Below are 24,993 nucleotides of genomic sequence, written 5' to 3'. Positions count from 1 at the left end.
GCACGAACAGTTCCTCGAAGTCGTGACGGTGCATCGGTGGGCCACCTTCCCCAGAAACCAGCATGTCGAACGGGCAGTAGGCGCCCTTGGTCTGCGCGCCGGATACCAGGATCTTGTAGGTTCCTCCGGCCAAAGACAGGAAGCGCAGGCCATCCGTATCAGGACTTGCGACGACGAGGTTCCGGTTCAGGTCGTCGGGCGGGATCGAGGAGATGAGGCTCTCTCAATGCTTGTATTTCAACAACGCTATCATGTGGGTGCCACTGCCCGCTCTACGGTCACGCTAGTGGCATCGGGAATATTTACCAGACCAGTTAGCAGCAGCAGCCCTACGCGCACTGTGCCGACTAGCTGTCGCGCGTTGCGCCGATCAAGTGTTCAAAAAGACTAAGCGCTGTCGGTGTCAGTTCGGGCTCTTCCCGAATGCAAGCCGCCAAATGCCGTTTTGTCCATGGGTCAGTCATCCTCAGCACGGCTAGTTGCATGGGTCGCCGATAGCGAGCTGCGGCCGTCGCAGGCAATATTCCGAGGCCGACGCCGTCCGCCACAAGACGGCAGACCCCTTCGTAGGTGCGTACACGTACGCGCATCTTAAATCGAAATCCAGCGCGAACCGCTTGGGCGTCGAGATGGCTCTGCAACGCACCATCAGATAGCCCAACGACATTTTCGCCAATGATTGCGCCAAATGACAAGGCTCGATGGGATGCGAACGGATGATGGCGTGGCACAATCACCACGAGGTTGTCAGTTGCGAAGGGGCGCAGGTGCAAGCCCGCTATGTCCACAGCCGCCGACAGAATTCCAATCTCGGCCAAGCCAAGCCGGACAGCCGACGCAATCTCCGTGCTCTGTCGTTCCCGAATGTCAACGTCGACCTGCGGATGTGCGGCCAGCCAGGGGCCAAGTCTTACTGGCAGAAATTCTGTCATGGCTGCAGTGTTGGCCAGCAGTCTTATGGTCGCCCGCATCCCCTTGGCATGCTGACCCAGTTCATCCTGCATATGGGAGGTTTGGCGCAGGATCAGGCGTGCATGGTGCGCCAGTGCATCTCCTGCTTCGGTTGGCTGAACGCCGCGACGGCTGCGCGCAAGCAGCACGACTTTTCCGTCGGTCTCCATGTCCCGCAGGCGCTCGCTGGCGGCCGCCAAGGACAGGCCGACGGCCGTGGCCCCATGTGTGATGCTTCCCACATCCAGAACGGCCAGAAACAGGCGAAGATCCGTCAGATCGAAGCGCATGACCTAGCTTAGCGGCCTTCCAGCCTTCGGAAAAGCCGAACTCTGCCTTCGGATCATTCGCATTGTTCTGGCTGCTGGCGCAGCTAGGTAGATGGTATGTCGCACGCAATCCTCGTCATCGTCGCAATCTGCGCGACTTTTTTTGCCGCCGGGCTGGTCAAAGGCGTGAGCGGCATGGGGCTGCCCACCGTCGCCATGGGCGTGCTTGGCGCTCTCATGTCGCCTGTGACCGCCGCGGGCCTGTTGCTCGTGCCCTCCTTCGTGACGAACCTCTGGCAGTTGCTGACAGGCCCTGGCTTGCTAAGGGCATTGCGACGGTTCTGGCCGATGATGCTCGCCGTGGTGTTGGGCAGTATCCTTGGCTCGGCTGCTCTGACGAGAGGCAATGCGGCCATGACAACCGGCGCTCTCGGCGGCGCGTTGATCGTCTATGCGCTCTATACCCTTCGTGCTCGGCCCAAGCGGGTATTTCCACGCTGGGAACGTCGACTGTCTCCCCTCATCGGCGGCATCACCGGCGTCGTGACCGGTTGTACTGGCGTCTTCGTTTTCCCCGCTGTGCCATATCTGCAAGCGCTTGGGCTGGAAAAGGATGACCTGGTTCAGACACTTGGCCTGTCTTTCACGACCTCCACCATTGGACTAGCGCTGGGACTGGTTTGGCATGGACGGTTCCGTGCCGGAAATCTTCTTTTCTCGTCCTTGATGGTCGCGCCCGCGCTCCTGGGCATGTGGGTTGGTCAGTCAATACGAGGGAAGATTGACGACCAGGTGTTTCGGAAATGGTTTCTCTATTTTCTGATAGCACTCGGGTTTGGAATGCTTCTACAAGGCTTCCTCTAGGTGCGGCCCCCGACCCTTCTAAGCCACTCACAGGTCCGGTGAAGCCGCCACTAACCGGACATTCCGCAGCGGCCTAATTGTGAGAGCTCAAGGCCAAATAGGAGCGCCATCTAGCCCAGCAGTTTCGGGCAGGCCACAAATCAGATTTGCATTTTGGACCGCCTGACCAGCCGCTCCCTTTCCAAGATTATCAATGACGCTCATCGCGATAACCAGGCTCCGCTCCGGATCCGCTGCGTAGCTAACAAAAGCAAGGTTCGAGCCGGTGGCCCATTTGGTCTGAGGCGGCTTATCCGTCACACGGATGAATGGTCGTTCGGCATAAAAGCGGCGAGCCGCGTCCAAGCACTGGTCTGTCGTCGCCTTGCCGCGACAATAAATGGTGGCCAGCACGCCACGGGTCATCGGCACCAAATGCGGCGTAAAGACCAATCCTGCCGCGGTTCCTCCACTCAGTTTTTCAATGGTTTTCGCGATTTCGGGCATGTGGACGTGTTTCAGGAGGCCGTAAGGCTGCAAGTTCTCATTGGTCTCAGCATAGCTAAACTGGCTATTTGCGCCCCCTCTGCCTGCGCCGGAGATGCCTGTCTTAACATCGATCACGATATTGCCCGGCTCGATTAGCCTCTCGGCCAGCAGCGGGGCCAGCGCGTTGAGCGTCGCGGCCGGGAAGCAACCGGGGTTGGCAACACGCACTTGGCCCGCGATCTGCTGCGGCCAAACATCGGCCAGGCCATACGTCCAACCATCGACATATCGGTGATCGCCGCCAATATCGATGATCTTCACCTCGTCGGGGACGAGCGAAAGCGCTTCAGCCGATGTGCCCGTGGGTAGGGAGGCGAACAGCACATCGAGCTGCGGCAGGGTAGCGGGGTTCCACTTCTGAATAACCAGTTCTGCCAGCTTGGTCGGTACACCGGGGAAACGGTCCACAAGGCGGCTGCCTGCGCTGCCCTCGCCAGCAGCATAGACCAGTTCAAACGACGGGTGGCCCGCAATCAGCCGCAGCGCCTCGCCGCCACCGAAGCCGCTAATTCCTACAATGCCAACGCGCATACCCATGGTGCTATCCTGCCGCGTGAGTGATCAAACAGAGGCATTTAGGCGGCCAATTAGCGCGCGGGCAAGTCAACTTCTGACCCATTATAGACGCTGTCAGCGATACACACTTCGCCGGCAAGCCGAGATTGCCACAAATCCATTCATGTCGATCTTGTCGTCTCCTAAGGTGCAGGCGCAAAATGTCGACGGAGTATCGCGTTTGCGGGGTCACCGATCAGCCGAGCGGCCCCTGCTGCAGCAAACATGGATACCAACAAGAATAGAAGCAGCCATGGTATCTGCCAAACTCCTCCCAACGATTTTCCAGGCAAGATGTCTCGCATGATGCCGAGCACGATGATATGGAACAGATATAGTTCGTAGCTGTGGCGCCCCAGCCAGCAGATGGCCTGCCCGATGGCTGATCGGGAATTAACGTCGGGTGGGTTTGTCAGACTTCCCAGAATGATCACTGCCGTTGATAGCGCGATGATCGTAAAGCTAAAAACGGCGTGAAAGCCGGAAAATCCTTGTAGCCAAAATGCGACCAACGTCACACAGCCCCCAAACTGAAGAGCTCGGGCAGTGCTGAACGACGGACGCCATCGCCGAGCAAGTATGGACGTCAGGCAGCCGATCGCGATCGCGTCAAAGCACGCGAGATTGGCGTATAGATAATAGATCTCGTTGTTCTCGTGGGCAGATCGGTAGAAGGGCGCAACCATAACAAGAACGACGCAGGGGATAGCAATCAGCGCGTCGCGCTTGAGGATGAGGCAGACGATTGGGAACGCGAGGTAGAAAACCTCTTCGACCGACAACGACCAATAGACGTTTAGGGCATAGTCGAAATAGCCTAGATGCTGCATCAAGATGTTGTGGAAAAACAAAAGCACTGAAAGACAGCCAAGTAGAAGTTCGCTCCTAGAGTTCGGGGCTTTGGTCGCAAAAGAAGCCACAGAGCACAGACCAAGGATCGTGATAATGACCAAGGCTAACAGAAGGCACGGTATCAGCCGTGCAAACCGTTTGATGTAGAACGAGCGCAGTTCTATCTTGCCGAGTCCGCCCATCCGCTCGGCGGCGTTGGTCGTGATCAGAAAGCCTGAGACGACGAAGAACATTGTGACGGCGAAGTTGCCATGAGCCAGGATGGCGTGGGTCCAGCCTTGGCCCAGGAGGCCCACTAGCGGGCCGCTATTCCAGAGCCGATAGGTGAGGCTGAAATGAAGCAGCATCACCATAAAGATAGCGATGCCACGAAGGACATCGATCCCGGAGTTGCGCCCTGGCAGGTTTATCGGCCCTAGCTGCATTTCAGCCTTGTCCCTACTAGCCTTGTGCCCATTTCACAAAAGCATCTCCCACTTCACGAATGACAGCTTCACGGTCTGCAATCTTTGTATTCGGTGCGTTATAATAAACCGCGATCAGCAAGGGTGCGCGTCCCGTCGGTCGCACGATGGCGTAGTCGTTTGATTCCTCAGTCACGTTCTCGCCTGGTCTGTCGCCAATGGTCCAACCAGCAGGCAAAGAAGCTCGGATACGCCTGACCCCTGGCTTGCAGGCCTTCATCCCGACCTCAAGCGTCGACTTTGATTCGGGCGTCAAGACATCGCTAAGCAGAAGCTTCTGTGCCGAAGCGACTATTGCTCGCGGAGAGGTCGTATCCAATTCACCGCTATAGTGATTGGACAAGGGTTCATACCGGTCGGAGCGCGTCACTGTATCACCCAGGCGTCTCACAAAGGCGGTAAGGCCCGCAGGCCCGCCTGCGCTACGCATGAGAAGGATGGCCGCAGTATTGTCGCTATATTCCAATATTGCCTGCGTCAGGTCTCCCACGGCCATCGCACCTTGGCTGACATGGGCTTTGGTGACGGGGGAGGTGAAAATCAGATCGCTGTCGGTATAGGGAATCATGCGCGACAAGTTTTCCTTGCCCGCATCCACCCGGGCCAAGACCAGGCCTGCCAGCAGCCCTTTGAAGGTGCTGCACATGAGAAACCTTTCATCCGCACGGTGGGCCAATGTCCGACCCGAGCCAGTATCCAGGGCGAAGACACCGAGGCGTCCGCCATGCCTTCCTTCGATCACAGCCAAGGAGGTCTCGTTTTGTGCGGCGGCCGGGCGGATAGCGGCGAAAGCCGAGACCATGGACAGGCCCGCCATCGCGGTCCGTCGCGTTATCAAAGTCGTCACTGGCTGTCTGGCTCCTCTTGACCGAAATCGTCTATGAAGGGGCTAGGGCATTATAGATAATCAAAACAATGAGTTATTTAGTTACCCTGGCGAAGGCATGTAGCGGCCTTGCCTCGCGAGAGGGAAGAAAATATTTTCTATCGCCCCTATTAGAATAACTTTCCCTTATGCGCCTACCGACCGTCAGACAGTTCCGAGCCTTCCTGCATGTCGCGGAAACGGGCAGCGTTTCTATCGCGGCGAAATCACTCGGACTCACGCAGCCCGCCGTTAGCCAGCAGTTGCGGGAGCTTGAGCGTATCCTGAGCGTGCGCCTGTTCGAACGGGCCAACGGGCGGTCGATTCTGACTATGGCTGGGCAAGCACTCGTCGAACCCGCACAGCGGGCCGTTGCCGCAGCGGAGGATGCCGTTGCGGTCACTGCCGAGAGTAAACATGGTGAGACCGGTCAAATCCGGATCGGATCGGGGGCTACGGGTTGCATTCACCTTTTGCCAACGGTTCTGGCAGCGGTGAAGCAAGCCATGCCACGCCTGACGCTCAAGGTCACAATCGGCGATACCGCCGATCTCTTGCCCCTGGTGCAATCCGGTGAACTTGACATCGGTTTGATGACCCTGCCGGTGAACCGTGTCGCCGCTTTGAGTTATCAGCCCTTATTCTCAGAGCCGCTGATGGCACTGTTGCCACAAAGCGATGGGTTATTTCCCAAGGGCATTACGCCGCAGCAACTCGCGCAGTTCCCATTCATCGCCTATCGCGCTGCTGGCGACACCAGAACCATTGCGGACAATTGGTTTGATACTGGCGGCGGTTCACCTAAACCCATTATGGAACTCGGGAGTTTTGAAGCAATTAAAGTTTTGGTGGGCGCCGGCCTCGGTGTCGCGATCGTCCCTAAGCTCGCACTCTCGACGCCGGTATCAGGAACTGCGATTTGCCGCTTAAGACCGCCTCTGTCTCGCACCGTCGGGTATGTCGTTCGTGGCGATAAAACGCTGGACCGTAGGCTTCGCCTTTTGATCCGGCACCTAGAAGCTTTTCCGGCGCCTTGGAAGAGCTGAATAGATAGGCCGCTGATCTTAGGTCTACTCTTCTAATTCGTTACTTTTAACGACACAGTCTGGAATCCCGGCATATTGCCTGTTAGCAGCCTGGCAGAACTCGACCCAACTCAGAAATTCAGAAGGCTATCTGCTAATCCAGAAACCGGACATTCCGCACCGTCAAAACCTTAGCTGTTGATTTCCGCTGAGATCTGGGCTCTTCCGCATAAAGCGTGCAAGAAATCCCATCGAATCGAAGCTAACATATTGTTCTGTATAAGCTTTCGGGGCTAATCGTGGGTGCTTCAGAGCGAAGCACTTAAGGCGGCCCTTTGGAACAGAAATCCTGTTGCAGCATCTGAGAAAGTTAAAAATCCGGGCTCGTAACCTGCACGCTTTACACGGAAGAGCCGAGATCTGACCCGGGTTAGATTTCGGCGAAAATCAACATCCTACCGGGTCTGGAGTGCCAGGCGGACCCCAAGCATCAGATAGATCGAGCCAATAACCTTACCTTGCCAGCGCCCAATCCGGCGATGCCGCGCGAGCCATCGGCTGAATTGCCCAGCGACACAGGCAATCAGGGCAGTGTAGCCCGCGCTCATGATGGCAAACACGAGACCGAGTGTGGCCAATTGCAGCGTGACAAAGCCATGCGCCGGATCAACGAACTGGGGCAAGAAAGCCAGGAAAAACAAAGCAGTCTTGGGATTGAGTAGCTCGGCGAGGACGGCTTGGCGATAAGCGGGGCCTGCGGCGGCTAGGCGTGGTGTGCCGATCTGCAGGTCACTGCCTTTCTCGATGATTGCCCAGATACCAAGATAGACGAGATACGCGACCCCGGCATATTTGACGATGCTGAACGCCAAAGCCGACGTCATCAGAATGGCAGAGAGGCCGACGGTCGCGAACAGGGTGTGCAAAAGATCGCCGCTTGCAATGCCGAGGCCGGTCGCGATCCCGATGCGCCTCCCTCCTGTGGAGGCGCGCCCTAGAACGAGAAGAACGGCCGGTCCAGGGATAAGAAACAAGCCCAGAACGACCGCAGCGTAGGTCAATAGCGTCTGAAAATGGACCAATGGGTTCACTCCGCTGAGAAAGACCTCATCGGTAAAGACAGACAGTGTCCGCACTCGTCAAGGATTCCTCCAAGCAAGCCTCGTGGGTGTTGCCCATTGGTCTCCAATTTTATCTGAAGGCGAGTGACCTTCGGTCAGCCGGTTGGCTCGCTGATTCTAACCGCGGCCCTTAAACGCGTTCCTCGGCCCCATTTCGACATCTCGAAAACAGGGTGAACTTATGTTCGCTATTTGTTCTTATCGACCGCGAGAGTCAAGCGGCAGTCTTCAGGACGAGGCGCGTCGAAACCATTTGCATTTTGGCCATCACGGAACCGCGATTGCACAAGAACCGTTTGCATGCTCCTGCTCGCGCGTATGTGGCTTGTGGCTGCCCTAGACACCGGGAAGCATCGGCCAATGCTTAGGTATGTGCATTTCTGCACAAAACCAACCAGTGGTTGGGGGCGCTTTGGAAATTGACTTCGGAAAGTGGATTGCGGTGTGGGCCGAGGACAACTTGGAATGCACGTGGTTGAGTGAGCCGCAGGACATGAAGGTCGACGTCATGAAATGCTTTTTTACGCGCGAAGGAGCGGCATTAGTGCGGACGAACTCGTCCACTACGCTGGTGGCGACTTGGAACAAATTCTTGCACAATGGCAAATAGCTATCGCTGTCGCACATCTTAGGTGCGCAATGCTAAGTTTGGCCGCCGCCACCGACTAGGTTCCGGGCTGTCAGGCAAGACCAGCGCGCTTGTAGCAAGGCTCCAAGTGTGGGCGGGGTGAGACCCAACTTGGAACCTTGCCATTTCGCTAATCAAATTGCATTCCGCGACCGAAGCCCTGCGCCACCAACCTCACCAGGCCCATACGCTGGCTCACCATAATAGCTGTCGATATCGTTGCTGCGGGTCTCATCCCACATTGACAGCTCGTCAACTGCGTAACTCGGTGCCCCCTCAAGCTGCTCGCGACCATTATTAAGAACGTAGCCGCCCAGGCGCGTGTCGTAATGCAATTGCCCCCATGGAAGCGGATGGTAACGAGCTCCCAGTCCAAAGATGCCGCCGAAGCTTAAAACGGCGTAGTCGGGTTTGCCGGAAACTTTATCCAGCATTAGGTCATAAACGCTGCCAATTTTCACGCCGGTGTTGTCATAAACCGTGGTGCCGTTGACCTTGCTTGCGGCAATAAGACGTCCACTAGTGGACTCAGTGTCGAGCGTGGCCATTTTGTCCTCCTATTGTTGTCTTTTGCGCCAGACTTATTGCTGGCTTGTTCAAATATAGGTTGGCGCGAGTGGCTAAGAGTTCACATTGCCGCTCATTGTACTAATTAAACCGGCGGAAGATTATACCCTTCCAAATAAGAAAGGGGTCCAGAATCGAACTATGTAACCGGAGGCACAATGGCGAAATCTAAAGCTGAGCTTCCTTCCCATATTGAGGAAACCATCACCACCATTGCAAAGCTTCATGCTGATCATGATAGGCAGGCTGCATTGCCTGAGCGGCTTGTGGAACGGTTAACCAAATGGATCGGAAGACCGTCTTCAATCGGAATTTTGACTGTAGCCATCTCTGCTTGGCTTGGCGTCAATATTTTTGCGCGCCCATTTGGCAGAACACAGTGGGATGCTCCACCATTTGATTATCTGCAGGGCCTTCTAACCCTTCTTGCCCTGTACGTGACAATTCTCATCCTCATTACTCAGCGCCGGGACGATAAACTAACAGCACACCGCGACCAACTCACCCTGCAACTTGCCATTTTAGGAGAGCAAAAGTCTGCAAAGATAATCGCGCTCCTGGAAGAAATGCGGGTCGACCATCCCCACCTTCCCAATCGTATTGATGATGATGCTAATGCGATGGCCGTATCGGCCGACCCTCAAACTATGCTGAGCATGCTCGGAAAAAAGACCCCAGAACAAACAAGTGTTCCGAAAGACGACATTCCGGAAAACTATTCTCAAACTGGCATTGAGCGAATATGAAAATGTGGGATTGGAGAAGAACCTCCAACCCCACAGAGCATTCAGGGATTGGTGGTGACTTTATCCTGTTTGGCTTGTCCGCCAGCCTTTACACCTGTTCCCGTCGACATACCTCCGCCCGATGTTCCATTTGTCGGGGCGGTTGAGCGTCCCGTTGAAGTGCCCAAGCTTTCGTTCGTCGTCGCTCCTGGCACAGCGGCACTCCGCGCCGCGCGCGGGTCCCTCCTATGGGTTATCGGGACAACCCGCTCAAAGAGTCCCTTTTGGACGCCTATCCGGGGTCCCGATCCAATGCCGTTTGACATGCCAAGGGGAGAAACGATGAACAGATGTCGGCCGCGATACGCGACTGGCGGCTTACTCAGCAGCTCTAGTATTCTAGTGGAAGAAGATATCGACCAAAGGTACTCGTCCACCTTTCTCGAGAATCATGCCATTCAGATCGATCATTGGCATCTAGGCTGAGTGAGCATTGCAACCTCCTATCTACACATTCGATGAAAGCAGGCTTGCCGAACTCGCTCGTTACGAGATCTTGGATACGCCAGCCGAGGAAGGTTTTGACGATATCGTCGAACTTGCGGCTCAGATCTGCGAGACGCCGGTTGCCTTGGTGAGCCTCGTCGCTGCCGACCGCCAATGGTTCAAGGCTCGGATCGGCTTCGAGCCATGCGAAACGGATCTGGACAGCTCAGTTTGTGCCCATGCGCTGGTGGAGGACGACCTTCTCGTCATCCCAGACCTCACGCAAGACGAGCGAACCCACAAAAACCCCTTGGTGACAAAGGCTCCCCATATCCGCTTCTACGCCGGGGCTCCCTTCAAATCCTCGTCCGGCGAGGTCTTGGGGAGCCTTTGCGTCATCGATGGCAAGGTTCGTCCCCAGGGGCTGACTCACAATCAAGCTAAAGCGCTCCGGAACCTGGCACGACAGGTAACCAGTCAGATGGAGCTTCGCCGCGCTTTGGCCGAGCGGGATAAGCTGGTTCTGCGTCAGCGGCAGGCAGAAGCTATTCGTGGTGCCTTGCTTCGTCTGGGCGATCATCTGCGCGACGCAACGGCCTCCACCGATATGACCATCACTGCTTCAAGGATCATTGGGCAGACCCTGAATGTCACGCGTGCCGGATTCGGCCGGTTGGATGAAGGCGGTCATCACGTGACCGTCGAACCAGATTGGACGGCCGACGGCGTGGGCACCATCGCCGGGCATTATCGGCTGAACAATTACAAAACTCTCTGGGATGAGCTCAGGCGGGGCGATACGGTCGTTATCAAGGACGTGAGGATTGACTACCGAACAGACTTCAACCCGACGGTTTTGCTAGGCCTGGACGTATTGTCGATGGTTTACGTTCCGGTGAAAGAGCGTGGTCGGGTGGTCGCTGTGCTTATCATTCACGACAACAAAACGCGCCAGTGGTCGGCGGATGACATCGGCATGCTCCAAAGTGTTGCGGATCGGCTGGAGGCGGGATTGGGGCGTCTTCAGGCAATGGCGGCTCAAGACGTTCTGAACCATGAACTCAGCCACCGACTTAAAAACACCTTCGCCATGATCCAGGCCATCGCGATCCAAACCCTCAAGAGCGTTCCCGACCAGGCGCCGGTCGAGGCGTTCTATCAGCGTTTGCATACGCTCTCGACGGCCCACGACGTCCTTCTCAAGCAGATGTGGACCACTGCAAATCTGAGTGAGGTTGTCCACTCCGTAATCGGAACTTTGATTGATACGTCCCGCTTGGACATATCAGGTCCGGAATTTGAAATCGGCTCTCGTGCGACCGTATCCGTCTCCCTTATTCTACACGAGCTGACGACAAACGCCTTCAAATATGGGGCGTTCTCAAACAGCAACGGTCGGGTTTCTCTTGCGTGGGACTTGGAGACACGAGATGGTGTTGAGGAGTTAGTCCTTGAATGGAGGGAGGGTGGAGGGCCACTTGTCGATAAACCTGTGCAAAAAGGCTTTGGGTCAAAACTTATTCGTTTAGGTTTGACGGGGTCTGGCGGAGCGGATATCCGATATTTGCCCTCAGGTTTACATGCTTTTTTCCGAGCACCCGTTGCCCAGGTGCAGCTTCCTTAGGGCGATGGAGATTTAGTTGGCGTCATCCAAATACACCATACTCGTCGTCGAGGACGATCCGCTACTCAGGCTCACAGCCGCTGATATGGTGGAGGGCGCCGGGTTTGAATGCCTGGAGGCCGGTGGCGCCGATGAGGCACTCAGCATTCTCGAAGAGCGCTCTGACATCCGCATCGTTTTTTCAGATATCGACATGCCGCCTGGGGCTGACGGCATTACATTGGCCGCCGAAATCAAAGAAAGATGGCCGCAGATCGCTATCGTTCTGACCTCGGGCCACTACAAACCTCCAGAGATTGCTATGCCGCATGGTGGCATGTTTTTCCCCAAGCCAATTAAAGAAAACGAGGTCATCTCGGCCTTTAAAAAGCTGTCAGCTCGGCCACTAGACGCCTGAACAGGACCTTTCAGTTCTCTGCCGCAATTGGCATACGGAACGTAAACCGCGTTTCTTCCTTGGTAGAGGCAACCTCAAGCGTGCCACCGTGCGCCTTGGCAATTTCGGACGCTATGTGCAGCCCAAGACCTAGGCCTTGCTGACTGGACCTTACTTCGCCCCGGAAGAAGGGATGAAACAGGCGTTCGATTGCGGCGGCTGGTATCGGTTCTCCGCCGTTGGCAATCCAAATCACTAAGATCTCATCGCTGACGTTAGCATGGATCCGGACAGCCTCTGTCTCCGCGCCATGCGTCAGTGCGTTACCCAGCAAGTTGGAGACCAACTGGCTCATGCGGGTTGGATCGCACCGAATAGGACCGGGCAGGTCGAATTGGGATTCAATTTTTCGGTCGAGGTAATTCAATCGCAGTTCGGCAACCACCTGATCCAAGAGCGAACCGAGCATTACGTCAGTTTTCAGGTCTAGTGGAATGCCTGCCCCCAGTCGGCCTCTTGCGAAATCCAGCACGTTGTCGATGAGACTAGCCATACGGGCGATGCTGCTCTCCAACAGGCCGTAGAGCTTGTCGCGACGTTCTGCGGACATGTCTCGACGGAGAAGCCGGATGCCACCGGATACCGCGGCTAACGGGTTGCGCAGGTCGTGACCAAGTACGGCAATAAACTGCTCGCGCAATTCTGCCGTCTCCCGCTCGTTGGCAAGCAATCCCTGGGTGGCACGCGCTTGTTCCAGGATTTTGGCGCGGGCATCCACTAATTGCCGCTCGTAGCGCCGACGTTCGGCAGACTTGAATAAAGCGATGCGGATGACGGCAGCCTGCCCGTCACTCGTCTTCCTGACCCTTGCACTCGCCGATACCGCCATGATTTCGCCGGAGGCGGTCTTCAGATCGAGCGACATCTCTTCACAGGTGTCGCCGAGGCTGAGTTGAGGCGCAAAATTTGTCTCGTAGAAAAGCCTGGTGCCGACCGTCAGTAGGTCATGGAGACGTCTGCTTGTGATCTGTTCGGCCGAATAGCCCATCCATGCCGCAAGCTGGGCATTCGCCCGTAGAATTCGCCCGTTCGGTAGCATGGTGAGGTACCCGCAGGGAGCATTCTCAAAGAGATCTTCAAACTCTTTTTGTGTGCTGTCCTGAGAGGCGGCGTCAGACATAGGCGCGGATCGCCTCAATCACTTCAGCCGGGGCACTCAGGTTTGGGCAATGTCCTGTTGCCCGCAACTGGACCAGCGTACTCGTTGGAATCTGCTGGTGCACGTAAGCGCCGACCGCCTCCGAGGCGACAAAGTCATCGCTGCATTGAAGTATCAGGGTTGGCGCAGCGACCTTCTGAAGGTCAGTCCGGTTGTCTGAAGTGAACGTGACCCGTGCGAAGTCCCGCGCAATGACCGGATCCAATCGGCAGAAGCTATCCTTCAGCTCTTCACCAAGTTCGGGGCGGTCTGCGTTGCCCATGATGGCGGGCGCGATCGTTTCTGCCCAACCCATATGATTATTGCCCAGGAATTCGAGCAATTCATCTATCTGGTCCGATGAGAAGCCACCGGCATAGTCACCGTCGTCGATGTAGCGCGGCGAGGGTCCAATCAGAACGAGCTTCTGGAACAGGTCCGGTGCTTTCACAGAGGCCAATACGCCTATCATGGCACCGACCGAATGCCCGACGAAGATAGCTTCGTGAAGCTGCAACTCCTGGCAAATCTCGACTAAATCGTCAGCGTAGCCGGAGAGGTCGGCGTATTTCACTGAATCATAAGACGCGATATCCGAACCGCCTGTTCCGACCTGGTCGAAGAGCACCGTCCGAAATTCTTCTTCAAAGGCCGGGGCAACATAGCGCCACATATGCTGGTCACAGCCGAACCCGTGGCCGAAGACCATAGTCCGCGCACCGCTCCCCCGGACCTGCACATTGTTCCGTCGATAGACTGACACTGAAGCTCCAGTCACATAGCGTTATCTAGTCTAACGCGGAAAGCTAGGCCGACCTACCAACATTCCAAGCGCCTGCCCTGCCTAAGAGGGCATGGCAGGCATATGAGCTAACCCCGGGTCGGAGGGCCGCGAGGGATATAGCCCCAATTGGTCGGCGGAACGTAAATGTTACGTCCGAAAATTTCAAATATAGCGCGTGAGCGAGCCTTTATTCGCTGATACAAAAGAGACTTAGGGCGAGCGACGGCGCCAAGAGAGGCAAAATTATCTTCCGTTTAGAAGTTATCACCAAATGGTTATTTCTAATCGCTCGCCGTCTCTCTTTCGTGAGGTGACGAATTATTGTCGCGAGACCATAAGCGAGGCAACGGTTTTCATTTGGTGGCCAGGATTTTCCGGACCATCTGCGGTAATCAGGAGTTTTCCGATGGCCCTCGCGATGATGAAATTTGCGCCGGAAGAAAACCTCACCCGTTATCTCCAAAAAATCCGCAAATTTCCCATGCTCAGCGCCGAAGATGAGCTGAAATTCTCGATGGCCTGGCGTGACAACGCCGACCACGAAGCCGCCCATAAGCTCGTGACGTCGCATCTCCGCCTCGTCGTGAAGCTTGCAATGGGCTATCGCGGCTATGGCATGCCGATTGGAGAACTTATCAGCGAAGGCAATGTCGGGATGATGCAAGCCGTTAAGCGGTTTGATCCAGACCGGGGCTTTCGCCTGTCGACCTACGCGATGTGGTGGATCCGCGCCGCCATTCAGGAACACATCCTGCACAACTGGTCGCTTGTAAAGATGGGCACCACTGCCGCTCAGAAAAAGCTGTTCTTCAATCTCCGCCGCCTAAAGGGGCAGATGCAGGCTATCGAAGGCGGCGACCTTCGCCCTGAGCATGTGTCGGAAATTTCCCGTGTTCTCGATGTTCCCGAGCAAGACGTCGTAAACATGAACCGGCGTTTGGCGGGTTCCGATAACAGCTTGAACGCGCCAATGAGTGCGGACGGCGACGGCGAATGGCAGGATTCTCTCATCGATGACCGTGACAGTCAGGAGGAGGTCCTTGGCGAGCACGAGGAGCTGTCCGATCGTAAAGCGCTGCTGGCCAATGCGATGAAATGCCTGAACGACCGGGAACGGCATATCCTGATCGAACGCCGCCTGAAGGATGAAGCGACAACTCTTGAAGATCTTTCTCAACGCTACCGTATCTCTCGCGAGCGGGTTCGCCAGATCGAAGTGCGCGCATTTGAGAAGCTGCAAAAGGCGATGAAGGCTGAGATTGCGGACCGACGCAATGTGGTCAAAAAGAATTTCGAACAACACCGTATCGCTGCGTAAAATTTCGAGCAGCTTATGATGCAAAGGGGATGGCGCCTGGTGGGTGCCATCCCCTTTATTATTTGCCGGGGCTGCCATTTGAGTGAATGCGGTTCATGGTCCGCTTATCCGCTGTAGCGCCCCAAAGCCGCCAGTCCGCCATCCTCTCCACTTGCTCACAAGCTCCCTGGCAGCACTCGACCCAAACAAGATGTACAACGGGAAGTTACTTGCTGCGGAAAGCAGACGTGCGGGCCTGATGAGGTGGGCTCACCGTCCAGACTGTCCCTGACGGCGCGTGTGGCAAAATTAAGCCAATTCCCAAGGCTTGCCAATCATCTAAACTAGATATATCGATATTTTAGATATATCGATAATTGGCGTTCAGTTAGAGAGCAGTCAGAGAATGAGCGGTCGGTACGGCGGAAGGGGCGGCGGACGTGGCCGCCACGGTCCACATCGTGAGGATGCCAATGATGACCAAGAAGGCCATGCCGGGCGCGGTCGGGATGGTGCCGATAATGATTGTCCTGAAAGTCGCGGTAGGCGTGGCCGCGGGAACAGCCAATCTAATAGATTGTTCGATTATGGCGAATTGCGCCTCGTAGTCTTGAATCTGTTGTCGGAGCAACCTCGGCATGGCTACGAGATCATCAAGGAAATTGAGGAAAGAACCGGCGGCTCGTATTCACCAAGCCCTGGAGTGATGTATCCAACTTTGTCGATGCTAGACGAGCTGGGTCAGATAACCCTTTCCGAGGGCGGTAGCCGCAAACTTTATAAGATTACCCGCGATGGCGAAGCTTACTTGGACCTTCACAAGGTTTCGCGCGACGCAGCTATTGCACAAATGGACCGCGCACGCGCAGCCCAGACCGGGTCTCGGGCTCCGAAAGTTATACTGGCAATCAGCCGCCTTCAAGAGACCATGGACCAGGTTGGCGGACGGCTGACAGAGGATCAAACTCAGGCAATCGTTGATATTCTGGAAATGGCCAGTCTCGCCATCAGCCGGATCCAATCTGATGGAAAAGACAAGCAGGACGATCAATGAGCCAGCATCTCACTTATAGAGACAACATTATCCCTTTCCCTTCCCGGTCAGTACCAATACTGCGCACCGTGGGCGGAACTGCCTCAACGACGCCAGCCATAGCTGTGTCCGCCCAACATAACTGTCCACCAAGCGGCCCGCCAAACATACCGGCTCTAGGAAAAGTTATGCGGTTGATATGCTGGTGTCTTCGGCCTCAGCGCCGGTCAGCCGAGTTTTGTACGATGGGCCATCACATGTTGAGGGATATCGGTCTTTCACATTCGCAGGCCAAGATGATCGATTCTCAACAGCCGTGGTAGCGCAGGAGGCAGATAGCGACCCATCGTGGCCATTTCATCTTAGATTGTTGATTTTCATTGAAAGCTGGGCTCTTCCGCATAAAGCGTGCAAGAAATCCCATCGAATCGAAGCTAACATATTGTTCTGTATAAGCTTTCGGGGCTAATCGTGGGTGCTTCAGAGCGAAGCACTTAAGGCGGCCCTTTGGAACAGAAATCCTGTTGCAGCATCTGAGAAAGTTAAAAATCCGGGCTCGTAACCTGCACGCTTTACACGGAAGAGCCTAGATCTCGGCGAAAATCAAAATAGAGCTTTGCAAACTTCAGCCCCCTAACTGATCCTCATCAGAGCCGCCTTTACGAGAAACGGAACTTTGACACGGCTGCTTCGTCCCACTCGATGCCTAGCCCTGGGCCCCTAGGCGAAATTTCTCCGTTCACAGGCGCGAGACGTTCGGTCAAGATTGCCCCCGCAATATCGAGATACTCAAACCATGAGGCAGTAGGTGAAGCAGCCATAAGGTGGGCGCTTGGTTCAATAAATGTGTGATTTGACAGCGAAGCGACGCTGCCTCCGCTTGTCCCATAGCTGAAATCCAACCGGTGACGCCGCCGATTTTCATAATGTCCACCATCGCCCGCGCCACCGCGCGCACCATCGAGGTGTTCCACCACGGCCGACGGGTGGCGGCTCATACGCGGCGCTATGGCGGCCCACGTCACGGCACCGACCCTGACCACATGCCCAGTGCGCATCGACGCTACGCTGAATGGAGTCCGGAACGGTTCATTCGCCAGGCGCGCGATATCGGGCCGCAGACCAAGGCGCTCATTTTAGCGATCCTCGCGCGACGGCCCCATCCTGAGCAGGGCTTCCGGACCTGCATTGGCATTCTGCGCCTGTTCCGCGGCCTGACCGCTGATCGCGCCGAGGCTGTCAGCCAGCGCGCGGTCGAGGTCGGCGTACTGTCCTACGACTCAGTCACTTCAATCCTGCGTCACCGCCTCGACCGCCCAAGCGCGCCACCCACCGCGGACGGCGAGCCCCTGCTGCACGCCAACATCCGCGGTTCCCGCTACTTCCATTGAGGAGACATATCGTGCTGAACCACCCGACATTGGAGCGCCTTACGGAACTCGGCCTTGATGGCATGGCCAAGGGCTTCCGCGAGTTGGAGGCCGATCCAGAGAGCCGTGCCTTGGAGCACGCCGAATGGCTGGGCCTTCTCGTCGAGCAGGAGGCGACATTGCGCCAACAGCGGCGATTTGCCGCCCGCGCCCGCACAGCTAAGCTGCGCCATTCCGCGACCATGGAGGATGTCGACTACCGCACACCCCGCGGACTGGACCGGACCATGTTCCTCCGCCTGGGTGCCTGCGACTGGATCCGAGAACATCGCCACTGCCTGATCTGCGTATTCCGATGATGTCGCCCAGACATTCCGACGCGATGTCGCCCACCGTTCCGATCTGATGTCGCCCTATATTCCGGGGTGATGTCGCTCGTTTATGAGCCTCTGAGATCTTGAGTTCTCGTTGCGCCCTCTGGTCGTGGCCGGTCAAGACTCCTGTGCGCGGAGGGGGCGCTTTTTGCGAAGGCTTTCACCAGCCAGGTACCCGTCGAGCGTTGGTATGAAATCGTCGGCGATCCGACTTTGGCCGACGCCATCCTTGATCGCCTCGTCCACAATACCCACCGCATCGAATTGAAAGGCGAAAGTCTGCGAAAGAAACGCGCCGATGCTTGACCCGAATCAGATGATTATGAAATGACCAAATCGACCTGCCGAGACAATCTCAGGTGGCCGCCATCAAATCGGAATGCTGGCCGCGATCAGATTGGAATAGGTGGCCGTGATCATCGGAATCCGCATTGGGGCCTTAGCTGGGGAAATCTCTTAGTCGAAAAAGCAGTGTTTTCCCTTCGCAACACACGCTCCCCCGGGGCAGCGTCATTATCATGGTTAAAGAGCCGGTTCTCCCGACCAAGGAAAAGCGCACTCCGTAACTGCTTGACTTCTATAGGAAGGCATTATCTCTGTTAGGGAATAATGACACCTGCTGCGTCTTGTCCTGCCTCCTAACTTCCGTTCCCATGGGAAATCAGCACCCGTTTGCCCGGAAGATGGCGGAATGCGCGGTCCCGGCATGTTAGCAAGATAACCTGCATGCGTTCGGATGCTTCGAGCAGAAGATCGGTCATCGCTTCGAGCCTTCCGTCGTCCGAGTAGACCAAAGGGTCGTCCAAGATTAGAGAAACCGGATTTCCTTGTTCTAGCAACATATCAGCGAAAGCGAGCCGTGTGAGCATAGCGAGCTGCTCCTGAGTACCGCGGGACAATTGTCCCGTCTGCTCAGAAACCCCGGACCTAGCAATGGCCTGGAGCGCGAGGTCTTCGCCAAAGGCAAGGTCTGCATTTGGCAGAATTCGATCGATGTAGCGCTTCGCTCGCTTTGCCACAGGTCCGACAAAAGCTTGCGCCGTTTCGGCGCGGGCCTCCTCAAGCGTCTGACGTAGGAGCTTGATCGTCTCGGCTTCATCGGTCATCCGTTGGCAGGCGAGCGTCGCGGCCTCCGCCTCTTCCTTCGCGGCCTGAGCGCGATCAGCCAGCCCCTTACCACCCTCAGTCTCAATGGTCGCCCCGAGGCGGGCGATTTCCTGCAGCAGCTCCGTATGGCGTTCCGCGGCGGCACGAGCACGGGCGTCTATGGCCTCTATCTTTCGCGTAATTGCGCCCTGGTCATGGGCTGTCGCCGCGACCTCCGCCTCGGAAAGTCGAACAGAAGCGACAGCATGCGCCTCTCTGGCTGCCGTCAGGAGCGATGTGAGGTCGGCTAATTCTGGTCTCGACTGCAGCTCTTTAAAGTTTGCCTCCGCATTCGCCAAATCCCTGCTGCCCCCGGCTTCCGACGCTGCCAGGAGGGCATCCCTCTCCTCAAGCTGTCGGAGACTTGCGATCGCACTTTCCTGGACGCCCTCAGCCCGGGCCACCGCAGCCTCGACGTCCTCCAACGCTCGTTTCAGGCTCTCAAGCGCCGGGCCATCGTCCTGATCTTCAGTATCGAGCGCCTCCGGCAGATTGGCGATGAAGAGCTTCAGCGCTTCAGGCCCCGCAACCAAGTTGATCTCAGGGACCGCGACAGCCACCCCGTCGATCTGTGCACGCAGGACACGCATTTGAGCCGCTGCTTCGCGGGCGGTCTCGTTTCGAGCACGGGCGCTGCCGAGGTCTTCAACACCGAATCTGGTCAGGATAGCATTTTGGCGGTCTGTTGCCTGAAGCAGTTTAGCCGCGGCACTGGCTGGCCCGGCCGGGGGGCGGACCGTGAGCACGGCGCCGCCTGGAAGAGTGATCTGCGTTTCCTGCGTTATCCGCCGGGTCCCTGGCATAAATACCTTGCCATCGATCTCCAGACCATCGGCGGCCCCAGTCAGCTCCAGTTCCGTCGCACCGGCATCGATCGCAGCGCGCGCCTCGGCAATGGCGCGATCACCCACCTCGAGTGCTGTCATAATCTCGGCCGGGATCAATGTCTGAGACAGACTCTTTGCTTCCGAATAATCGCCTTCCAGTCGAAGCAATTGGGCCCCCCGTATGCGTGCAGCGTCCGCGGCAATCCTGCGCTTCCGGCCGGCCTCGTGTTTCTCTCCCAGCGAAAGAGCCTCACGCGCTTGCAGGCGCTGCGCCCGAGCGATCGCCAGCGATCCTCGCGCCTCCTCCGCGCGCGTTCTGGAGAGCGTCAATTCACCAGCAGAATCTACGCGCGCAGCCTGGGCCGCTGTAAGTGCCTGGCGCCCTGCCTCTACAGCAGCATTCGCAGCAATGTGGCGAGTGCTGAGTTCCTCCAAACCAAGAAGCTTCGTGTGCGCGGTGACCTGCTCGGCTTTGCGTGTCGCCAGGATCTGGGCTGCTGCCCGGCCGATGTCGAGCGATGACGCCAAAGCCCTGCGCGTCTCGGCGTCAGACGGATCTGCCAATTCTCGCATCAAGGTCTTCATGCGGCCCTGGGCATTTTCCAATGCGGTATAATTCTGCTCGAGCCCTGCGAGGCGCGCGGCCGCTTCGCTCATCGCAGCATGTAGTGCTTGCTCCTTGGCCTGCGCTTCCGCGAGTTTGCTTGCCGGGCGGCCGGTTGGCGTCCAATAAGAAGCATATTCCGCGTCAACACGGCTCCTGACCCGATCGAAGGCCGGCCCACCCATGATCGTGCCAACTTCCGCCTCCAGGGTGGCTGTCACGCTGTCACGAACCAAGTTCCCCGGCGGGGTGACGTGAAGCGCATCGGCTTGCGCAACCCACAGGAGCCCAAGTGCGCCGCTGGTATTCGGATCACCCTTCTGACTGGTGTCGCGCGCAAACCCCAGGAGCGACTGCAGCTTTGCTTCCGCATCATCACCCTGCGCCCGAAAGCCAGGTCCTTGAACCTCGAGGCGTGCACCTTTCATGAAACGCTTGGAAAGCGTCCAGGATTCATTTTTGATATCGAAGCCGACCTCGATCTCGGGTGCGACGGACTCCCCATGGGGCATGAAACTTTGCGCCAATTGGCTCCGTGTCGCGTGTCTTACGAAGAACCCCGCGCGCAACCCTTCGAGTAAGGTAGACTTACCCGCCTCATTGGGTTCGATCAGGATGTTCAGGCCATCGCCCAATCCCTCGATGACCAAGGGCTCGCGAAACTTTCGGAAATTGGTCAGGGCGACACGGCGGATCTTGAGGCTCATATGCCGTCCCTCCCCCGCTGTGCCTCAACATACAGGCGCTCCAAGGCGCGCTTTGCCAAGGCAGCCTGAACACCACCGACGGCAATCTTTGCTTTCAGCTTGTCCGCAGCGACCCCTAGCATGCCTTCAACATGAAGGGCCGCCAGGTCTTCGTCCGTCGGCTGCCCGGACAGGTCATCGGCACGCAAATCAAGGTAGCGCAAAATGTGTCGGGCTTCGCTTTCCAGGCGCCCGATGATGGAAACACGGTCGGCCAAGCCGACGATCCCCGTCAGGGTCAGTTGAAGGAGCGTCGAAGATGGATCGACCTCGCGTTGCAACGCCTGCCATCGGGCCAGGAAATCGGCATCATCTTGAAGGCGCCACTCACGCTGCAGCCACTGGAATTTGCCGGTGCGATGTGGCGTGACAACTGGCTCTCTCTGGGGATCGAGCTCAACGAGCAGAACCTGCCCGGGATCGTTCCGCTGAAAGCCGTCTGCTTCCGGAGTGCCAGCGTACCAAGTCCGACCGTCGATTTGCAGCACACCATGCCAGTCGCCGAGAGCCAGGTAATCCAGCTTGGACTGCCGGGCGCGGTCCGCGGCAATTTGGTTCCGGGTTTCACCTCGCATCGAGAAATCCCGGATCGACCCGTGGCCGAGCCCAATCCGAAGCCGCGCACCTGGCGTCTCCATCCGGTCGAAAGCAACCGTCGGATCTTCGAGCTGGTGGCGAAGCTGCAGAGGCGCTGGCAGGAGCCAAACCCCGGGCTCCATTTCAATGGCAGTTGGCTCGGTGAGAACCCGCACATTGTGAACGCCCTTTGATCGGATCCGATCCCAGAGGCCGCCGGTCCGGGCGGCGTCATGATTCCCCGGCAAAAGCCACCATTGGCATGTGTGACGGGCCATGCGGGACAGTGCCTGGACCAAAACCCGGTCCTCCGGGCCATCACTGTCGAAAACGTCGCCGGCGACCAGGACGTGCTTTGTGCCCGATGACACAGCTAGACGGCCGATTGTATCGACGACATCCAGACGCGCATCCGCTAGCGCGACGCGGACCTCGGGCTGAAAACGACCGAAAGGCTTGCCGAGCTGCCAATCAGCGGTGTGAATGAAACGCATGGAAACCTATCAACTAGCTGATCCGACGAGATCGACAATGCCCGCCTCCTCAGCATAGGTCGCCGATCGTCGGCAACAAACTTTGGGGAGGTCGATTGGCCACGACTTCGACCATATGATCATCCTCCACACCGAGCCGATGGGCCTCTCGCTCTTTGACCCCGCGACGAACCTAGTCGCCCTAACGCTCGGCAGTCGAAGTCTGGCGATCACGATGGATGGGGTCCCTCGCCCTCGCGCCGGTATTTTCCTTTCATGAGCGCGGGGTATTGGTGTCACCTCGGCTTCATCGAGGTAAATAGCCGAATTCGAAAACAGACATTAGCATTCTGACTGATGAAAACGTCAGAATGTGGAATGGCCGCTTTTAAGCGGTGGCAACGGAAAGCTGACATTCCACCTTTAGGGTGCATTGATCTGAAATCAAACCAATCAGGTCTCTCAGAAATAATGACTGAGCAATGGTCTTAATCTGAGTGCTCGCATATTCAGCAACCTGACAATGCCATTAGCGCATGAGATGAGACTCCACCATCTCACAGAGAGATTCGATGTCGTCTGCAATCCGGTCATCATCGCGGCTATTGGCAGAGAAGAAAATGCCGTCGATCTGCAGGCTGATATGGCGCGCAAGTTTCGTGACATCGATGCGCGATGAGATTCCCGCCGCCGCGATGCGGCTGAGATAGGTTTCGAGCAGTGTCTGCTCGCCGTCGAACAAGTCTTTGATCAGCGCATCGGTGATCTTGTCGCGATGAATGGAGGCGGAGTAGTCCGCCATCACCTTGTTCATTTGCTTCAGCATGGCGGCAAGCGGCACCTGGGCGCGCAGCCAGGCGGTGAGCTGCTGCAAGGGCGGCCCGCTGCTGCTGGCCGGATCGAGATAAGTTTGTTTGGTCAACCCTATGGCGCGGGTAAGCGCCGCGCGCAGCAGATGCTCCTTGTTCTCGTAGTAATAGTAGATCAGCCCGTTCTGAATGCCGCAGGCCTGCGCGATGTCGCGCACGGTCACAACACTGAAGTGGCGCTCGGAGAAGAGCCGCAGGGCCTGTTCCAGGATTAGCTCGGCGCGGGCTTGCGGATCAAGCCGCTTCTGCGCGGCCTTCTCGAACTGTGCTGCCTTTCGCTTGCCCGGCGCTTCGGCCAGGGTTTTTTCAGTTACGCTCATCACAATAGCCCATTTTATCGGCATATGCCTCGCCGTTAGGCGACCATAGCCCAGCCACGGAAAAAATGCACTTGAAGGGAACAAAGGCTTGCCTCCCGTCTTGAGCATGTGCTCAATAACCATATTGAGCGGATGCCTAATAGACCCCGCCGAGCCGGAGTTCCCATGGTCAACAAATTCCATCTCGCATGGTTCATGAATTTCACGCCCGATGAATGGCGCGAGCCTTTTGCCCAGGGCGGCCAGTTCTGGGATGGGCAGTTCTATATGGATATGGCCCGTACGCTTGAGCGCGCCTGCTTCGATTACATCATGATGGAAGACAAGCTCATGGTGGCGCAGACCTATGGCGGCACGCCCGATGCCGGGTTGCGCACCGCCATCATGGCGCCAAAGCATGATCCCGCTCCGCTGGCCGTGGCCATGGGGATGGTGACGCAACGCCTCGGCGTGGTCGCCACCATGTCTACCCTTGCCTATCCGCCCTTCCTCATGGCGCGCCTCGCATCCACGATAGACAGCCTGACCAAGGGGCGTTTCGGCTGGAACATCGTCACCAGCGCTGAAGATCTCGCAGCACAAAACTTCGGCCTTGAGAAATTGCCGCCGCGCGAACTTCGCTATGAGATGGCCGATGAATATATGGAGGTTATGGGCAAGCTCTTCGAGAGTTGGGACGAAGATGCCGTAGTGCTGGATCGGGAAGCCGGTCTCTACACCGACCCCGCGAAGGTACATACCATCGATCATAAGGGCCGCTTTTTTTCGGTGCGTGGCCCTCTCAATACGGTGCCATCACCGCAGCGCCGCCCGCTTTACGTGCAGGCCGGTGCATCCCCCCGGGGGCGCGATTTCGCCGCCCGCCACGCAGATTCCATCATTTCGGTGGCCACCGGCGTGGAGAGCATGAAGGCCTTCCGCGCCGATATCCGCGCGCGCGCCGAAAAGCTCGACCGCAACCCGGACGATATCAAGATCCTCTTCACCGTGACGCCGGTTCTCGGGGAAACCGAACAGGAGGCGAAAGACAAGCTCGCGCGCCTGATCGCCAATCCCAACTTCATTCTCGAGAATCTGATTTCCCTCTCTGCCATCACCGAGATCGACTTCTCCCAATTCCCGCTGGACGAGCCTTTGCCGCACAGGCTCGAAACCAATGGCGAGCAGGGCTCGCTCGATAAGTTCCAACAATGGGGCAGCGGCAAGACGCTGCGGCAGCTTGTTTCCGATGGTGGCGGCGGGATGGTCTCCTCGGTCGAACTCGTCGGCACGCCGGATCAGGTCGCCGACCGTATGGGCGAAGTGATGGCCGAAGTCGGCGGCGATGGGTTTCTGATTACTACGCCCGTGCTGCGCGTTTCGCGCCGCTTTCTCGCGGAAATCGCAGACGGCCTGGTTCCTGCTTTGCAGAAGCGCGGGCTGGTGCGCACCCGCTACACCCATGAATGCCTGCGAGACAATCTGCTCGAATTCTAA

General features: G+C 57.1%; 22 protein-coding genes. 11 read left to right on the top strand and 11 right to left on the bottom strand.

What is annotated here, in order from left to right:
• Positions 1 to 347: 347 nt before the first annotated feature.
• A complete protein-coding gene (locus tag ASILVAE211_RS22545) occupies positions 348 to 1,241 on the bottom strand; it encodes a LysR family transcriptional regulator (protein ID WP_227323621.1) in 894 nt (297 codons plus the stop codon).
• A 96-nt stretch (positions 1,242 to 1,337) separates the two neighbouring features.
• On the opposite strand from ASILVAE211_RS22545, the gene ASILVAE211_RS22540 reads away from it, so the two are divergent.
• On the top strand, positions 1,338 to 2,084 hold the full coding sequence (locus ASILVAE211_RS22540; RefSeq protein WP_227323620.1) for a sulfite exporter TauE/SafE family protein: 747 nt from the start codon (positions 1,338 to 1,340) through the stop codon (positions 2,082 to 2,084).
• An 87-nt stretch (positions 2,085 to 2,171) separates the two neighbouring features.
• On the opposite strand, the gene argC is transcribed toward ASILVAE211_RS22540, so the two are convergent.
• From argC to bla, 3 genes are all read right to left on the bottom strand, one after another.
• Positions 2,172 to 3,149: an N-acetyl-gamma-glutamyl-phosphate reductase gene (argC, locus tag ASILVAE211_RS22535; protein ID WP_227323619.1), complete on the bottom strand. Its 978-nt coding sequence runs from the start codon at positions 3,147 to 3,149 to the stop codon at positions 2,172 to 2,174.
• A 161-nt stretch (positions 3,150 to 3,310) separates the two neighbouring features.
• Complete coding sequence (locus tag ASILVAE211_RS22530) at positions 3,311 to 4,444, bottom strand: acyltransferase family protein (RefSeq protein WP_227323618.1); 1,134 nt, start codon at positions 4,442 to 4,444, stop codon at positions 3,311 to 3,313.
• Between the two features lie 16 nt (positions 4,445 to 4,460).
• Entirely contained in the window at positions 4,461 to 5,300 is an 840-nt protein-coding gene (bla, locus tag ASILVAE211_RS22525; protein WP_227323617.1) for a class A beta-lactamase, read from the bottom strand.
• Between the two features lie 197 nt (positions 5,301 to 5,497).
• Between bla and ASILVAE211_RS22520 the strand changes: the two genes are divergently transcribed.
• On the top strand, positions 5,498 to 6,394 hold the full coding sequence (locus tag ASILVAE211_RS22520) for a LysR family transcriptional regulator (RefSeq protein ID WP_227323616.1): 897 nt from the start codon (positions 5,498 to 5,500) through the stop codon (positions 6,392 to 6,394).
• Between the two features lie 434 nt (positions 6,395 to 6,828).
• Here the strand turns inward: ASILVAE211_RS22520 and ASILVAE211_RS22515 are convergent, their stop codons facing one another.
• Positions 6,829 to 7,509 (bottom strand): LysE family translocator, encoded by a 681-nt coding sequence (locus tag ASILVAE211_RS22515; RefSeq protein WP_227323615.1) that lies wholly within the window; start codon positions 7,507 to 7,509, stop codon positions 6,829 to 6,831.
• A gap of 747 nt (positions 7,510 to 8,256) precedes the next feature.
• Positions 8,257 to 8,670, bottom strand: coding sequence for a PRC-barrel domain-containing protein (locus ASILVAE211_RS22510; protein ID WP_227323614.1), 414 nt, complete (start codon positions 8,668 to 8,670; stop codon positions 8,257 to 8,259).
• A 177-nt stretch (positions 8,671 to 8,847) separates the two neighbouring features.
• On the opposite strand from ASILVAE211_RS22510, the gene ASILVAE211_RS22505 reads away from it, so the two are divergent.
• The 3 genes from ASILVAE211_RS22505 to ASILVAE211_RS22495 all read left to right on the top strand — a co-directional run bounded on the left by ASILVAE211_RS22505 (position 8,848) and on the right by ASILVAE211_RS22495 (position 11,921).
• A complete protein-coding gene (locus ASILVAE211_RS22505) occupies positions 8,848 to 9,435 on the top strand; it encodes a DUF1003 domain-containing protein (RefSeq protein ID WP_227323613.1) in 588 nt (195 codons plus the stop codon).
• 472 nt (positions 9,436 to 9,907) lie between these two features.
• The gene (locus ASILVAE211_RS22500; RefSeq protein WP_227323612.1) at positions 9,908 to 11,524 is read left to right on the top strand and encodes a GAF domain-containing protein; all 1,617 of its coding nucleotides are present in this window, start codon (positions 9,908 to 9,910) and stop codon (positions 11,522 to 11,524) included.
• 16 nt (positions 11,525 to 11,540) lie between these two features.
• Positions 11,541 to 11,921 (top strand): response regulator, encoded by a 381-nt coding sequence (locus ASILVAE211_RS22495; protein ID WP_227323611.1) that lies wholly within the window; start codon positions 11,541 to 11,543, stop codon positions 11,919 to 11,921.
• Positions 11,922 to 11,931: 10 nt separating this feature from the next.
• Here the strand turns inward: ASILVAE211_RS22495 and ASILVAE211_RS22490 are convergent, their stop codons facing one another.
• Both ASILVAE211_RS22490 and ASILVAE211_RS22485 read right to left on the bottom strand, forming a co-directional pair.
• Entirely contained in the window at positions 11,932 to 13,080 is a 1,149-nt protein-coding gene (locus tag ASILVAE211_RS22490) for a PAS domain-containing sensor histidine kinase (protein WP_227323610.1), read from the bottom strand.
• Complete coding sequence (locus ASILVAE211_RS22485; RefSeq protein ID WP_227323609.1) at positions 13,073 to 13,807, bottom strand: alpha/beta fold hydrolase; 735 nt, start codon at positions 13,805 to 13,807, stop codon at positions 13,073 to 13,075. Before ASILVAE211_RS22485 ends, ASILVAE211_RS22490 begins: the two co-directional genes overlap by 8 nt.
• A gap of 481 nt (positions 13,808 to 14,288) precedes the next feature.
• On the opposite strand from ASILVAE211_RS22485, the gene rpoH reads away from it, so the two are divergent.
• The 5 genes from rpoH to ASILVAE211_RS22460 all read left to right on the top strand — a co-directional run bounded on the left by rpoH (position 14,289) and on the right by ASILVAE211_RS22460 (position 18,262).
• The gene (gene rpoH / locus ASILVAE211_RS22480; protein ID WP_227323608.1) at positions 14,289 to 15,200 is read left to right on the top strand and encodes an RNA polymerase sigma factor RpoH; all 912 of its coding nucleotides are present in this window, start codon (positions 14,289 to 14,291) and stop codon (positions 15,198 to 15,200) included.
• Between the two features lie 385 nt (positions 15,201 to 15,585).
• Positions 15,586 to 16,233 (top strand): PadR family transcriptional regulator, encoded by a 648-nt coding sequence (locus tag ASILVAE211_RS22475; RefSeq protein ID WP_227323607.1) that lies wholly within the window; start codon positions 15,586 to 15,588, stop codon positions 16,231 to 16,233.
• Positions 16,234 to 17,138: 905 nt separating this feature from the next.
• The gene (locus ASILVAE211_RS22470) at positions 17,139 to 17,603 is read left to right on the top strand and encodes a hypothetical protein (protein WP_227323606.1); all 465 of its coding nucleotides are present in this window, start codon (positions 17,139 to 17,141) and stop codon (positions 17,601 to 17,603) included.
• A gap of 11 nt (positions 17,604 to 17,614) precedes the next feature.
• Complete coding sequence (locus tag ASILVAE211_RS22465) at positions 17,615 to 17,941, top strand: ATP-binding protein (RefSeq protein WP_227323605.1); 327 nt, start codon at positions 17,615 to 17,617, stop codon at positions 17,939 to 17,941.
• A 141-nt stretch (positions 17,942 to 18,082) separates the two neighbouring features.
• The gene (locus ASILVAE211_RS22460; protein WP_406566091.1) at positions 18,083 to 18,262 is read left to right on the top strand and encodes an ATP-binding protein; all 180 of its coding nucleotides are present in this window, start codon (positions 18,083 to 18,085) and stop codon (positions 18,260 to 18,262) included.
• Positions 18,263 to 18,594: 332 nt separating this feature from the next.
• Here the strand turns inward: ASILVAE211_RS22460 and ASILVAE211_RS22455 are convergent, their stop codons facing one another.
• The 3 genes from ASILVAE211_RS22455 to ASILVAE211_RS22445 all read right to left on the bottom strand — a co-directional run bounded on the left by ASILVAE211_RS22455 (position 18,595) and on the right by ASILVAE211_RS22445 (position 23,700).
• Positions 18,595 to 21,240 carry an AAA family ATPase gene (locus tag ASILVAE211_RS22455; protein WP_227323604.1) on the bottom strand — a complete coding sequence of 882 codons (2,646 nt, stop codon included), beginning with the start codon at positions 21,238 to 21,240 and terminating at the stop codon, positions 18,595 to 18,597.
• On the bottom strand, positions 21,237 to 22,349 hold the full coding sequence (locus tag ASILVAE211_RS22450; protein WP_227323603.1) for a metallophosphoesterase family protein: 1,113 nt from the start codon (positions 22,347 to 22,349) through the stop codon (positions 21,237 to 21,239). Before ASILVAE211_RS22450 ends, ASILVAE211_RS22455 begins: the two co-directional genes overlap by 4 nt.
• Positions 22,350 to 22,857: 508 nt before the next feature.
• Positions 22,858 to 23,700, bottom strand: coding sequence for a TetR/AcrR family transcriptional regulator (locus ASILVAE211_RS22445; protein ID WP_227323602.1), 843 nt, complete (start codon positions 23,698 to 23,700; stop codon positions 22,858 to 22,860).
• Here ASILVAE211_RS22445 and ASILVAE211_RS22440 point away from each other — a divergent pair.
• The gene (locus ASILVAE211_RS22440) at positions 23,683 to 24,993 is read left to right on the top strand and encodes an NtaA/DmoA family FMN-dependent monooxygenase (protein WP_227323601.1); all 1,311 of its coding nucleotides are present in this window, start codon (positions 23,683 to 23,685) and stop codon (positions 24,991 to 24,993) included. The genes ASILVAE211_RS22445 and ASILVAE211_RS22440 overlap by 18 nt on opposite strands.

It is taken from the genome of Acidisoma silvae (assembly GCF_020618775.1).
In the GTDB taxonomy this organism is placed as follows: Bacteria; Pseudomonadota; Alphaproteobacteria; order Acetobacterales; family Acetobacteraceae; genus Acidisoma; species Acidisoma silvae.
Note: the sequence above shows the minus strand (reverse complement) of the source record. Positions and strands in the feature narration are given on the sequence as shown.